10 protein-coding genes are annotated in these 13,447 nt (G+C 50.5%); 4 read left to right on the top strand and 6 right to left on the bottom strand.

Annotated features, from left to right (window positions below; genetic code table 11):
• Positions 1-69: 69 nt before the first annotated feature.
• Both ACJJIB_RS01455 and ACJJIB_RS01450 read right to left on the bottom strand, forming a co-directional pair.
• Complete coding sequence (locus ACJJIB_RS01455; protein WP_444883264.1) at positions 70-1,344, bottom strand: serine hydrolase domain-containing protein; 1,275 nt, start codon at positions 1,342-1,344, stop codon at positions 70-72.
• A 329-nt stretch (positions 1,345-1,673) separates the two neighbouring features.
• Positions 1,674-2,660, bottom strand: coding sequence for a GlxA family transcriptional regulator (locus tag ACJJIB_RS01450; RefSeq protein WP_444883263.1), 987 nt, complete (start codon positions 2,658-2,660; stop codon positions 1,674-1,676).
• Positions 2,661-3,038: 378 nt separating this feature from the next.
• Here ACJJIB_RS01450 and ACJJIB_RS01445 point away from each other — a divergent pair, with 378 nt between their 5' ends.
• Positions 3,039-4,226: a class I SAM-dependent rRNA methyltransferase gene (locus tag ACJJIB_RS01445; protein WP_444887624.1), complete on the top strand. Its 1,188-nt coding sequence runs from the start codon at positions 3,039-3,041 to the stop codon at positions 4,224-4,226.
• A gap of 79 nt (positions 4,227-4,305) precedes the next feature.
• Here the strand turns inward: ACJJIB_RS01445 and ACJJIB_RS01440 are convergent, their stop codons facing one another.
• A complete protein-coding gene (locus tag ACJJIB_RS01440) occupies positions 4,306-6,486 on the bottom strand; it encodes a TonB-dependent receptor family protein (protein ID WP_444887623.1) in 2,181 nt (726 codons plus the stop codon).
• Between the two features lie 229 nt (positions 6,487-6,715).
• Here ACJJIB_RS01440 and ACJJIB_RS01435 point away from each other — a divergent pair, with 229 nt between their 5' ends.
• Together ACJJIB_RS01435 and ACJJIB_RS01430 are read left to right on the top strand one after the other, a co-directional pair.
• Positions 6,716-7,159, top strand: a complete 444-nt coding sequence (locus ACJJIB_RS01435; RefSeq protein ID WP_444883260.1) for a GNAT family N-acetyltransferase — start codon at positions 6,716-6,718, stop codon at positions 7,157-7,159.
• Positions 7,160-7,296: 137 nt separating this feature from the next.
• On the top strand, positions 7,297-7,977 hold the full coding sequence (locus ACJJIB_RS01430; protein ID WP_444883259.1) for a phosphoadenosine phosphosulfate reductase domain-containing protein: 681 nt from the start codon (positions 7,297-7,299) through the stop codon (positions 7,975-7,977).
• Between the two features lie 241 nt (positions 7,978-8,218).
• Here the strand turns inward: ACJJIB_RS01430 and ACJJIB_RS01425 are convergent, their stop codons facing one another.
• On the bottom strand, positions 8,219-8,725 hold the full coding sequence (locus tag ACJJIB_RS01425) for an SRPBCC family protein (RefSeq protein WP_444883258.1): 507 nt from the start codon (positions 8,723-8,725) through the stop codon (positions 8,219-8,221).
• 96 nt (positions 8,726-8,821) lie between these two features.
• On the opposite strand from ACJJIB_RS01425, the gene ACJJIB_RS01420 reads away from it, so the two are divergent.
• Positions 8,822-9,718: a LysR family transcriptional regulator gene (locus ACJJIB_RS01420; RefSeq protein WP_444887622.1), complete on the top strand. Its 897-nt coding sequence runs from the start codon at positions 8,822-8,824 to the stop codon at positions 9,716-9,718.
• An 82-nt stretch (positions 9,719-9,800) separates the two neighbouring features.
• Here ACJJIB_RS01420 and gyrB read toward each other — a convergent pair whose 3' ends face one another.
• Both gyrB and recF read right to left on the bottom strand, forming a co-directional pair.
• Positions 9,801-12,221 carry a DNA topoisomerase (ATP-hydrolyzing) subunit B gene (gyrB, locus tag ACJJIB_RS01415; RefSeq protein WP_444887621.1) on the bottom strand — a complete coding sequence of 807 codons (2,421 nt, stop codon included), beginning with the start codon at positions 12,219-12,221 and terminating at the stop codon, positions 9,801-9,803.
• 21 nt (positions 12,222-12,242) lie between these two features.
• Positions 12,243-13,346, bottom strand: coding sequence for a DNA replication/repair protein RecF (gene recF, locus ACJJIB_RS01410; RefSeq protein ID WP_444887620.1), 1,104 nt, complete (start codon positions 13,344-13,346; stop codon positions 12,243-12,245).
• Between the last annotated feature and the right edge of the window lie 101 nt (positions 13,347-13,447).

Raw genomic sequence — 13,447 nt, 5'->3', positions numbered from 1 at the left:
TTCCCTCCCATGATTGACAGAGGGGGTATTTTTAGAAACCGGCTGAGCTATTGGTCTTGGCCGGTTTTTTTATTTACAACGTAATTTACCCTGTTGCCGAATAAAAGCTTCAGCAATATCCATTGAGATACGACCAAAATCCCAAAAAGCTTTTGTTTTACGATTGATATTTACTGCCACTGACAAGTTGTGATCCGGCATAATCATCAACCAGCTTTGACTGCCGCGGCTGACACCACCATGATTAGCATGACGCACTATTCCGACAGATGGAATTTCTTGTTCTCGGTACCGCCAACCCAACGCATAGTGCTGCTTATTGACCTCTCCATTAGCAAGCTTTTGTGGGGACAAAAAAACTTCCCGGGTTTCAGCAGCTAAAAAGTTGTCGTCGAGATAGTGTGCACCAAGCTTTACCAGGTCAGTGGGTGTGGAAATAAAACCACCTCCCGGGAGACGATGACTTAAATCCACCGGTCGCCATTCACGCAGGCGAAGTTCATCCCCGCTTAAACCATTACTTTTATAGAAACGGGCAATATTTCTTTCCATATTGCCATTTAATGGAGAGACCTCAGTATTTTTCATTCCGGCAGGAATAAAGACTTCGTCTTCCATCACATTCAAATAGCTTTTTTGCTCTGAACCAGCTAGAACTGCTCCCAGAAGAACAGTCCCCAAGGTGCTGTAATAAAAATTTGTGCCTGGTTGGAATAACAATTCACTATTGTCAAAAATTTCCAGGGCCTGGTACATACTGTCGTAATGAGTGTCCAGTGCCAGTGTCTTATACAAACCAAGCCAATCAGAATTCTTCTTATAATGTGGTAAACCCGACATATGAGAGGCCAACTGGCGTGGAGTTATCTCTGCCCATTCCGGGTTGGGCAATGCTTCTAGGTAGTTTGATATTGAACTGTCAAGGTCAACACTTCCCTTCTGTGCCAAGCGCGCCAGAGCTGTTCCAGTCAGAGCCTTAGAGGTACTGCCGATACGAAAACGTGTCTCAGTGGTAACAGGTATTTGCTCTTCCAAATCTGCCCATCCAGATGCGCCAGCCCAAACAAGCTTGCCACAAGTCGAGACTGCAGCAGAAATTGCAGGAGAACCAATCTTCTGGCGATGCTTTTCAATGGCTTTAAGCGACTGATCTGCTGCCGGTTGCAGCTCTTTTTGGTAAAGCTTTTGTGTCGATGGTGCCTCGGTGGCTAACGCTTGCCAACCAAATGGACTAAGTGGTAACGAATCCAAAGACCAGGCATAAAATTGATAAACCGGCCAGAGCAAATAGCCAATACAAGACAGCAGGGCAAAGATACCCAACACAAACTTTTTATTTTTCATCTGATCTATCTATTTAGCCCCTAAGCCATATCTGTGAGATCTAACGGTTAACACGTACCCAAAAATTTTGAACCTAGAATTATTACATTGCAGCTATTGGAACAAGAGACACACTTACGACGAATTCTGACATTTTAATTGGGGAGCAATCTAAGAAAGTGTTTTTCCCATACTGTAACTATTCATCCTTTTTAGTTGAAAAAGCAGTCATTCAGGAGAATTAAAAAATTATCAAAAGGCCAATAATTCATTTAATTCTCAATTGAACACAGCCGAACCCAAAAAAATATTATTTCTCGATGGATTATGAGTTTGCCTTGTAGTTTTATTTAATGAAAACGCCGACGAAACTCACTGGGAAGTATGCCTTTATGTCTTCGAAACGTGCGTCTCAATTGCTCCTGGGATTGAAAGCCACAGAGGCAGGCTATTTTTTCCTGAGACAGGTTTTGTTCAGACAATAATTGGCAGGCTTTTTCCACACGGATATTTTCGACAAAGCGCGCTGGGGTCACTCCCAGCTCCTTGAGAAAGCAGCGAGAAAAATTACGGGGACTCATAGCAGATTCCTGTGCCAATTTTTCTACTGTGAGAGACTGATTCAAATTTTGGTAAATCCACTCCACAAGCCTGGCAAAGCGATCACTCTGTTGCTGATTCATCAAGTGGCTGCTGTATTGCCGCTGGCCGCCATCTCGCTTGAGATAGAGGACCATGAGTTTGGCGATTGCCAGGGCCAAACTACGCCCGTGATCTTCCTCCACTAACGCCAGAGCGAGATCAATACCCGCGGTAATACCGGCTGAGGTATAAATATGATCATCACATACATAAATCGCATCAGGGTCTACTTCAATATCGGCAAACTGCCGTAGCTCATCCACATTTGCCCAATGGGTAGTTGCTTTATGACCAGCCAGCACCCCAGCCTTAGCCAAAATCAAAGCACCATTACAAATTGAGCCCATCCGTTTAACCACCTGTTTTTGTTCACACAGCCAGTCGAGAATATCTGTTTGGGAATAGAGGGCTTTATAACTTCCAGGCGGCCCACCACTCATCAACAGGGTGTGGATATCTTTCACCTCACGATATCCACAATCCGCATACAGCTTCACACCCGTGCCCATCTGTACCAGCCCGGATTCTTCAGCCAATAACTGGATTTTGTAAAAGTCAGAAGGGTAACGCCCCTCCTCACGGAGGAGGTGATTGGCCAGAGCAAAAACCTCCAGTGGCCCAGTCACATCCAAGCTGGAAGCGCCCGGATAGATAAACATGGCAATTTGAATAGACTGGTCCTGAGTCAATTTCATTGATAGAGTTTTCCACAACGCCAACAAGGCACAATTTTATCTTGGCGGTAAATTCTGCCGATTAATTCACACTTTACCAACCATTTCTGCTAAATACCCATCCTCCCGCAGAGGTTGTGACTATATTTATTATCGAGAATACATTATGTTTGTAAGTGCTCACATCCTAGTGAGCTACTCTTCTTACTGGATATCTGAATTCCTGTGGGTTATCCACAAAATGACCCAGTAGCTAGTTATTCACACTTTTACTCGTACTTTGCTCTTTGATCACTGCACATCGATCCTGTTTATCCACAAAGACTCGAAATCCTTGACCTATCCCCCGAGCCAAGCACAATTGCCTCCGCGAATCACCCCAGCTTACGGAGACCCCAATTGGCGGAATTAATATTGAATCGCGGCGCAGAGCGCCGTTTAAAGCGCGGCCACCTGTGGATATACAGTAATGAGGTGGACACCAAGCGCTCCCCGCTGAAAGGCTTGGAAGCGGGGAGCCAGTGCCAGGTTCTGGATAGTCAGGGTAAACTTCTGGGCACAGCCTGGGTCAACCCCAGCCAATTAATCTGCGCCCGCCTATTGAGCCGCAAGGACAATTTTTCCGAAGACGACATTGGTGAGCGCTTGCAAACCGCATTGCTACAGCGGCAACGCTACTTCGACCACCCTAGCTACCGTATGGTTTACGGAGATTCCGATGCCCTACCGGGGCTAGTCGTTGATCGCTTTAACGATCATCTAGTCGTACAAGTCAGCAACTGGGGCATGGATCGCTACCAACAGGTGGTTGTGGATAAGTTAATCGAGCTGACTCAACCTACAGGAATTTTACTGCGCAATGATCACCAGGGCCGTGCAGTTGAGAATATGCCCCTCATTAACCAGATTGCTTACGGAGAAGTGCCAGAACTAGTGCCCTTTGAGGAAAATGGCGTTCCGCTTTTGGCGCCAGTTCACCAGGGGCAAAAAACCGGTTGGTTCTACGATCACCGCGAAAACCGCCGCCTGTTAAACCGCTGGGTCCGGGGAAAGCGTGTGTTGGACCTTTTCTCCTATGCGGGCGGCTGGGGAATCCAGGCTCTGGCCAACGACGCCAGTCATGCGGTTTGTGTAGATGCCTCGCAGCAGGCCCTGGACTGGTGTCAATTGAATGCACAGCATAACGGCTTTGCCGACAGACTGGATACCGTGCAAGGTAAGGCGCTAGAGGTTCTGAAGGCCATGGTGGCCGAGGGCGAGAAGTTTGATGTCATAGTGCTCGACCCCCCCGCGTTTATTAAAAGACGCAAAGATCACAAGGCCGGCCTTGCCGCTTACCGCCACATAAACGAACTGGCTATGCGTTTATTGTCGGAGGACGGCTTGTTAGTAAGTGCTTCCTGTTCTATGCATCTTCAATCGGAGGAACTGCTCGATTGTGTACGCGGTGCGGCGCACCGATTGGGCCGTAGGGCTTCAATACTCGCCAGCGGTGGCCAGGGCGCAGACCATCCAATACATCCGGCAATTCCTGAGACCAACTACCTCAAGGCCCACTTTGCCCACCTGGGCGGTAGCCGCTGGTAGCGTGCATCTATTCGCTGTAAAAGAAACCCCGGCTTACGCCGGGGTTTCTAATTGACCGCTGCTCTGTCACGCTGTGGGATTAGAAAACGTATTTCATACCCAGTGTGGCGGTGCGCGGCCGGTTGGCGCGGGCACCATCGGGACTGCGGCTGATAATCACCTGCTCATCAAACAGGTTATCCACTTTCAGGTAACCGGTCAGGTCTCCGCTGAAATCGTAGTGCGCAGCGGCATCCACAACCCACAGAGACTCTGTGTAATCGAATTTATCGGTATTCCCCCGGTTACAACCGGTATTCACACACATTTCGTCCTGGTAAGCCGCGGTCAGGTTTAAACGCCAGGCTGCACCGCTATCGAGGCCGGCGGATACGGCAAAAACATTTTCCGGCAGATATTCGAGATTATCGCCGGCAAGCAGGTCATTGCCGTCACTATCTTCACTGATTTCTGCATCAGTAAAGGTATAGGTTGCCCGAACCGGTAGTATCCAACCATTTGTGAGCACCCACTCACTTCCAAACGTAGCTTCCAGCCCTTTGATTTCTGCTTCACCCAACTGGTAGGTTCCACTCTCAGCACCATTGGGGCATTTCACCGCCACCGAGCAGTTTTGCACAGCATTTTCATAGTCACTATAGAAGGCGATCAATTCGGCATTCAGGCTGCCGTTATCGAAGCGAGCACCCCATTCATAGTTTGTGGATAACTCCGGCCCCTGGCCATCGGCTGCACCTGCACCGGGAGGGGCAAAACCACGGTGTACACCTGCCAGCAGGCTCCACTGTTCGCTAGCCTGGTAAACAAGCCCCAAACCTGGCAGCCATTCATCCACCTGATTGGAGCGGTAACTGCCCTTCTCGGTACGCTCGGCGTCGTTATAACGCTGCTGTTCGGTCTCTATATCCTCGTAGCGAAGAACAGCGGTGAGAGTCAGTTTGTCGTTCAGCTGGATATCGTCGTAGATAAAGAACGAAGTTGCATCCGCTTCTTCGACTCGGTTATTACTGCTTTCTTTGACGGTATCGGGAATATCTGTGCTCAGATACACCAATTTGCCATCCACCTGTTCATAGTTTTCCACAGGCTGGAATCTATCCACTTCGTCCTGATGCTGGCGTACTCCAAAGGTCAACTCATGACTAACGGAAGCGGTGTTAAAGTGCCAATCAGCACTAATCTGCAGGCCCTTGGCCTCGTACTCACGGTTGTTGTGCTTAACACCAAAAGTGTAATCCTCAGTGCCATCCAATACCGCTTGGGGGTCTATGACTCCATCAACACTGCCGCCGGTATTAACAGCATCTATCAAGTCCCCCTCACTGACCTTAAACCAGTCGCGCTTAAACTTGTTGTAGTAAGCCTGGGTATGCAGGGTAAAGTTGTTACTCAACTCGATACTGTGGTTCAGCTGGATAGTGCTGTGGCGATTCTGCATTTCATCCAGGGCACTGATGCCGTAGCGGCGGTTCGGATCTCTCTTAAAGTCAGCATCCGTCAGGCCCAGATAACTCATGCCTGACTCCTCTTCTGAGTACTGCAGCTTGATATCCAACTGCTGGCGATAGGTCGCATCCGCATCGGAATTAAGGCGACCTTTCAGCAGGTAGTCTTCTTTAGCGATATCCGCGCTGCCAGCGCGATCAATTTCGCGAAAACCGTCGGCATATTGTTGCTGGGTCTCCAGCAGCCAGCCGGTAGTTTCTGTACTGCTGCCGTAGTGAGCGTGCAGGCGAGTCTCACCGTATTCACCGGCCTCCAGCTGCACCATCCCCTGGCTGGAAGTGGGAATGGGGGTACTCAACATATTTACCGCACCACCCACGGTGAATGGGCCGTATTGCAACGCAGCGGGGCCCTTCACTACTTCAATGGCATCCATGCGGCCGGCACTCGGGAAATAATACGCTTCCGGTGCCGAGTAGGGTGCTGGAGCCACCAGGACTCCATCTTCCATCAGGGAAATTTTGGCGGAGCGCCCACCCTGGGCACCGCGAATTCCAATATTCGGGCGCAGGCCGTAGCCATCCTCTTCAAGGATGTAGACCCCCGGAACCGAGCGCATCATACGGTTGATATCCACAAACTCGAATTTTGCCAGCTCTTCGGCATCAACCAGGTGCGCGGAGCCCGGCAGCTTGGAGACAGAATCGGAGTTACCAATAACGGATACGCTCTCTAAACGTTCCTCAGCGAGGCTGGGAGCTGCGGCAGCAACCGCCAGGGCAATAGCCATTGGCGACAGGAAAAATCTCTTCATGAACCCTCCAATGAATCTAAGTAATTTGTAATTGTTTTTGTTAATAAGAATGATTGTATTTTACCACTTAGAAGGGTGGGATATGACAGAACATTTTTTTGTTTTTTGGCGCCTTTACGAGGAAAAAACCTCTTTGTTTTTAGTTTCTATCCTAATAACTGGATGTTTCCTAGGATCTACTCTTTGAGCTGACTAGCATTGGGCCCATGTATCCACTTTGGGAATGCCCATGATACGAATGGCAGAACTCAAAGAGTTGGATAGGCTGGAACAGCTCTGGCTACACGCTGTAACAAATTCACACCCTTCGCTGCCCCGTCAGTTCTGGCTGCAGCGCCGTAGTGAATTTCGTAGAGACTGCCGCCGATCCAACCAATGCTTGGTCTTTACCGGACGCCACAGCGCCGTTGCAGAGGCTTTTATTACCCTGGTGGACAGGGATAACATCGCCCACCTCTGTGTTAGCCCACTGTTCACCGGCTGTGGTATTGGCGCCACCTTACTTCAGGCTGTCGCCGGGGGATGTAAACAACTCCAGGCTCAAGTATTTCGTGAAAACCTGCGCACGCGTTATTTCCTGCAAAAACATGGGTTTGTAGAAACACAGCGTGGATACAATGCCGAATATGGCCAGCATCAGATTTTTATGTCCTGTGGAGGTCTTAGCCCCTGAATTCATAACCTAAAATCCGAGGTTCAACCCATTACTTATAACCGAAGCTTATTGATTCACTCCTTTTTATTGTTTCTACGCGACAAGCTATCCGGGTAGCATGACTTCCATTCTAGTTTTCCAATGCGCTGATTTTTATGGGACACAACGCTTCCAGTAATGCCCTGCAGTCTTCGAGAGGCCGCTTCTTTCATCACAATGCCAACCTGGCAGTATTGAATCAGACTTTTGCTGAGGCTAAACCCAGCGAAATCATGCAATTCACCATGGAAAAGGCCCAGAACCCGGTAGTCTTTACTAACTTCCGCCCCCTTGCTGTGGCCTTTCTGCATCTTGTGAGCAGAGCCAAGCCGGATATTCCGGTGATCTGGGTGGATCACGGTTACAACACTCCTGAGACCTATCGCCATATTGAAAATGTGGTAAAACAGCTGGGCCTCAATCTGCGTACCTACTCTCCAAAGATGTCCGCGGCCCACTACAACGCTGTATACGGTGGTATTCCAGCCCTGGATACTCCCGAGCACGACTTCTTTTCGCGTACGGTCAAGCTCGAGCCGTTTAACCGCGCCATGCAGGAATTGAAACCGGATGTGTGGTTAAACGGCATTCGTCACGATCAGAATGCACACCGTAAAAACCTGGATGTTTTTACCCAGGGGAATCACGGCACCATTCGCGTAGCGCCAATGTTTCATTTGAAAGAGATTGATGTAGAAGAGTACGTTTACGAAAACGAACTGCCGGACAATGATGTGTATTTCGATCCGACCAAGGGTGAAGAACATCGCGAGTGCGGGTTATTACTGGAGAAATAAATTCATAGATCGGCGGGGGAATTTTTTCTCCGCCTTTTTTCTAAAAACTTTCTTTTTCCCTTAGTTTTTCTTCCGCGATCAAATAGTTCTTATTTATGCAGATCTAGTAATTCATAATTTTGGCTTTTGTCAGATTTCTCTGCAAAAAATATTTTTTTCTTTGCTTTTTTCCCATTCCCTTCTGCTTGCTGATAGCAGAAACAGAAGGGCTTATAAAACTATATTCTTAATATTCAGCCAACTAAGCAGCGGCCTCACCGGTAAGATGCCGGCCTTTTTCCAAATGATTTTTTAGGTCCTCCAACATTTTACCAAACTGTGTGCCCGTCATTTTTTTCACTACCGGGCTCAGTACGCCACCAATGGCACCCAGCTCCATGTTCGCAGTGAAGCTCACCCTTGTCCCATTTTCGGATAAAGCCTCTAATTTAAACTGCGATAAACTTTTCTTCACCGGAAATCCTGGCGGTGTGTTCTTGGTTTCTACAGACACATCCAGCTCATGCTTTTTATCATCAAATCTTGTGATGGTTTCATCGGCGACAAGACCATTGGGGCCTTTATTTGTCATTACACAGACACGCCCTTTTACACTGGCATTGCCAACCGGTGTACCCTCTTTGGCAAAGGAATGCGGTATCAGCGTCATCCATTGGTAAGCGGTATCAAAATCCACAGCAAGCACTTTCCAGACCTCCTCAATCGGGCGGTCTATGGCAACTTCTCTCTTAACTTGAACGATTTTCATTGGATTCTCCCAGGATGTTCGGTGCAATAAATATTGACGGGAGACAGATTAGCTGGACACTATTTGCAACGGAATATAACAAAATAGGACACTGTGTTGCATAAAGGATCCATTGAATGGACTGATATTCAGTTCTTTATTGCGGTTGCCAGGAGTCATAGTGCCCGCAGCGTTGCTGAAGACCTTGGAGTAAGCCACTCCACTGTATCCCGCCGTATTGACGCTCTTGAAGAGAGGCTTCAAGCCAGACTGTTTTACCGTAACTCCAAAGGTTATCAACTAACCGAAGATGGAGAAGCCATGCTCGGTTATGCCAAATCCGCAGAGCAGTACCTCGACGCGGCACAGAAGCACTTGCAGGGTGGTAGCCATCGGCTCTCTGGTGAAATACGCGTTACCATGCCTGATGTCGTGGCCTCCCATCTTGTGATTCCGCACCTCAATGAGTTCACCAACGCCTACCCACAGATAAACGTACAGCTCCTAGTTACCAGCCAGGTGCTCAGCCTCGAGAAACACGAGGCGGATGTGGCTTTGAGAATCCTGCCCAAAGATGCAGAGGTACCCGAAAGGTTTATTGCCCGTAAGCTTACCAACCTACCTAGCTGCTGTTACGGCTCGCCAGCCTATATTGCGGAATCACTACCAGAGCACGGCCGCTGGCTCGGCTGGAGCAGTGAGGATGGCAGGGTGAACTGGGCCCAAAACACCCCTTATCCAGATTTGCCCTATCAACATCAGATCAGCCATGGCCTGATACAGCTAGAAGCCGTCAGAAGTGGACTGGGCTTAGCCAGGCTTCCCTGCTTTCTCGCCGATGGGGTTAATGGTGTTATTCGCTTACCCGGCGCGGAGCCCTCCAGCCTGCACGATCTGTGGCTGGTCTCTACACCGGAACACCGCAATGTGCTGCGCTTTAAAGTCTTTCGAGAGTTTGTTGTGAGTCTATTCAGGCGCCTTGAGGATAAGTTGGAAGGCAAGCTGGCGGGGTGATTTCGATCGATATTTGCCTGGAGCGGTATAAAACCGCCCCAGGCAATCCATCTATTTTTAAGCGCAAGAGCGTCTGGAAGACTTAAACATCCAGGTTTTCCACTGCCAGGGCATTGGTCTCGATAAAGTCGCGACGTGGCTCTACCTGATCCCCCATCAGGGTGGTAAAGATCTGGTCAGCCGCAATGGCATCCTCCACAGTGACCTGCAGCATACGACGGCTCTCTGGGTCCATGGTGGTTTCCCAAAGCTGCTCCGGGTTCATCTCACCTAGCCCCTTATAGCGCTGGATACCGTAGCCTCTGCGGCTCTCGCCCATCAGCCAGTCCATCACTTCAGGGAAGCTGCCAACAGGGTGCTGCTTCTCGCCGCGTTGGATAAAGGCACCCTCTTCCAATAGACCCACCATTTTCTCACCCAGAGCGCAGATAGACGCATACTCGGCGGAATCAAAGAACTCGTGGTTAATCAGGTAGTCACTGCCGACACCGTGGGCCACGATATGGATATGGGGCAGGAATAGGCCGCGCTCGGTGTTCTCCTGAACCGTCACTTCGTGACGACGGGTTCCACCGCTCTCTTCGTCACCGAGTTTCTCCTGTAGCTTCTCACTCCAAGCCGCGACTTTCTCCTGGGACTGCAGGTCTTCCTGAGACAAGCTGGGCAGGTAGATCATGCTGCGCAGCACCTCTTCTGGATACAGGCGGGACAGACGATCAATAGTAGCCAGCACACTGCGATACTCGCCCACCAGGCTTTCCAGGGAAGCGCCAGATAGTCCAGGTGCATCCGGGTTCACAAATAATGTGGCGCCTTCCAGGGCGGCGTTGGTGAGGAACTGAGTCAGAGCACCCTCATCTTTTAGGTACTGCTCCTGCTTACCCTTGGATATCTTATACAGTGGCGGCTGCGCGATGTAGATATGGCCCCGCTCGATCAGCTCCGGCATCTGACGGAAGAAGAAGGTGAGCAACAGGGTGCGGATATGGGCTCCATCCACATCGGCATCGGTCATGATGATGATGCTGTGGTAACGCAGCTTGTCCGGGTTGAACTCGCTCTTACCGATGCCACAGCCCAGTGCGGTGATCAGGGTGCCCACTTCGGCACTGGAGAGCATCTTGTCGAAGCGCGCTTTTTCCACATTGAGGATTTTGCCCTTCAGCGGCAGGATCGCCTGGGTACGACGATCGCGGCCCTGCTTGGCAGAACCACCGGCAGAGTCACCCTCCACCAGGTAGATTTCCGACAGGGCTGGGTCTTTCTGCTGGCAGTCCGCTAGTTTGCCGGGCAGTCCAGCGATATCCAGGGCACCCTTGCGACGGGTCATCTCTCGCGCCTTGCGCGCCGCCTCACGGGCTTTCGCCGCATCGATCATCTTGGTAACGACGGACTTGGCTTCCTGGGGATTCTCCAACAGGTAGTCGTTGAAGTGGTGCCCCATCTCCTGCTCAACAGCGGGCTTCACCTCAGAGGAAACCAGCTTGTCTTTGGTCTGCGAGGAGAATTTCGGGTCCGGTACCTTCACAGAGATAATCGCGGTAAGGCCTTCACGGGCATCGTCACCGGTGGTGTTGACCTTATCTTTTTTGCCCAGGCCCTCGCGCTCAATATAGGTGTTCAAACCGCGAGTCAGTGCCGCGCGGAAGCCTGCCAGGTGGGTGCCACCATCGCGCTGGGGGATATTGTTGGTGTAGCAGAAAATGCTTTCCTGGAAACTGTCATTCCACTGTAGCGCCACTTCTACGGCGATGCCGTCATCGCGCTGGCTCTGGAAGTGTAACACCTTGTTGATGGGAGTTTTGTTTTGGTTAAGAAACTCCACGAAGGCACTCAAGCCACCTTCGTATTCGTAGACCTCCTCTTTGCCACTACGCTCGTCCTTCAAGACAATACGTACACCGGAATTGAGGAAGGACAGCTCGCGCAAGCGCTTGGCCAGTACATCGAAATGGAATTCGATATTGCTGAAGGTATCTGCAGAGGGCTTGAAGTGCACGGTGGTGCCGGTGGTATCGCTATCTCCCACCACCTCCAGTGGAGCCTGGGGCACACCGTGATGATAGGTTTGTTCATGGATCTTACCCCCACGGCGAATAGTCAGCTTCAACTCTTTTGACAGCGCATTTACTACTGACACACCCACGCCATGCAGACCACCGGATACCTTATAGGTATTGTCATCGAACTTACCACCGGCGTGCAGCACGGTCATAATTACTTCTGCAGCAGAAACCCCCTCTTCTGGGTGGATTTCTGTTGGAATACCACGGCCGTTATCTGAGACGGAAATCGATTCATCCGGATGGATGGTTACGCGAATCTCATCGCAATGGCCTGCTAGTGCTTCATCGATGGAGTTGTCGACCACCTCGAACACCATGTGGTGCAGGCCGGTGCCATCGTCGGTATCACCGATATACATTCCGGGGCGCTTGCGCACCGCATCCAGGCCTTTGAGTACCTTGATACTGCTCGAGTCATAGCTTTGCTGCTCTGACATTTATTCGCTCCATTCAACTTATTATGCAGCCGATGCATCGGCGCTGATATTCCCATGTTCCACGTGGAACACTTTTGGGCAATTCCAAGGGGCTTCCAATTGTCGCCAGGGGCGGCTTGTAGTGCCCTCATCTATTCCGGTTACCAGTACCTGGCTGGCACAACGACCAACCCACTGGGCAAAAACATGCTGATTGTGATCATCCAGCTCTGCTGGAAGGTCGTCCACAAGAAATACCGGTTTCTCTCGGTGACGGCAAACCAACTGCGCCATAGCCGTGCGTACGGCGCATACCAGCATCTTCTGCTGGCCACGGGATAAAACATTATGTGCAGGCTCACCTGCAACGGTAAAACGGAGATCTGCTCTGTGAGGCCCAGTGCGGGTATGTCCCTGACTGAGATCACTATCCCGAGACTCTCTAAGCGCCTCGGCCAGTTCAACCTCTTTTCGCCAACCGCGTCGATAACTCATATCTACCCGATTTAGCAGGCTGGGAGGTAACTCTTCCAGTAGCGTTGTTACGGCCGCACGCAATTGCTCGAATTGGCTGCGACGCAGGGTATCCACCTGTTCGCCACTTTGGGACAACTGATGCTCCCAAATCCCGATCGCGTCCGGATCGATTTTACCACGTCGCAACAAGGCATTTCGCTGCTTCAGTGCGATTTGATAGTTTTTCCATTGCTGAGCAAAGAGATGTTCCACGTGGAACACTGTCCAATCCAGAAGTCGCCTGCGCACTCCAGGGCCACCATCCAGGGCGGAGAAACTATCGCTGTTAATCAGTTGTAAGGGGAGACAGTTAGCAAGCTGTGAACTGGACTCAGCCGCCGCCTGGTTAACACGCACACGGCCTCCGCCATCAGCTAGGCGCTCGACCCCAAGATTGAAGCCCGTATCCAGCTGGGTAAAAACCGTGAGCCCTGAATGATCATGGCGGATAACCGATTTGTGCTGGCGAGACCGAAAAGAGCGGCCTGTAGCCAACATATGAACAGCTTCAAGAATGGAAGTCTTGCCACTGCCATTGACGCCACAGAACAGGTTAACCCCAGTGTCCAAAAGCAGATCGGCGTGAGAGATATTTCGAAAATTAGAAATCAGAAGGCGGGTCAGCGCCATAGACCCCTCGCCCCGCTGGCTGGGAAAATTTCAGCGGCAATATTCAGAAAAAATAAAGGGACCGCCTGTTGATAATACAGTGCGGTCCCTTCTCGATTGTG

Source organism: Microbulbifer mixtoriginis (SeqCode) (assembly GCF_052467705.1).
This window is presented reverse-complemented; position numbering and strand designations above follow the sequence as displayed.

Excerpts from the sequence above, each read along its gene's own strand:
- ACJJIB_RS01430 (WP_444883259.1), top strand. The coding sequence starts at position 7,297 with ATGGGACACAACGCTTCCAGTAATGCCCTGCAGTCTTCGAGAGGCCGC.
- ACJJIB_RS01455 (WP_444883264.1), bottom strand. The coding sequence starts at position 1,344 with ATGAAAAATAAAAAGTTTGTGTTGGGTATCTTTGCCCTGCTGTCTTGT.
- ACJJIB_RS01440 (WP_444887623.1), bottom strand. The coding sequence starts at position 6,486 with ATGAAGAGATTTTTCCTGTCGCCAATGGCTATTGCCCTGGCGGTTGCT.
- ACJJIB_RS01425 (WP_444883258.1), bottom strand. The coding sequence starts at position 8,725 with ATGAAAATCGTTCAAGTTAAGAGAGAAGTTGCCATAGACCGCCCGATT.
- gyrB (WP_444887621.1), bottom strand. The coding sequence starts at position 12,221 with ATGTCAGAGCAGCAAAGCTATGACTCGAGCAGTATCAAGGTACTCAAA.
- ACJJIB_RS01450 (WP_444883263.1), bottom strand. The coding sequence starts at position 2,660 with ATGAAATTGACTCAGGACCAGTCTATTCAAATTGCCATGTTTATCTAT.
- recF (WP_444887620.1), bottom strand. The coding sequence starts at position 13,346 with ATGGCGCTGACCCGCCTTCTGATTTCTAATTTTCGAAATATCTCTCAC.
- ACJJIB_RS01435 (WP_444883260.1), top strand. The coding sequence starts at position 6,716 with ATGATACGAATGGCAGAACTCAAAGAGTTGGATAGGCTGGAACAGCTC.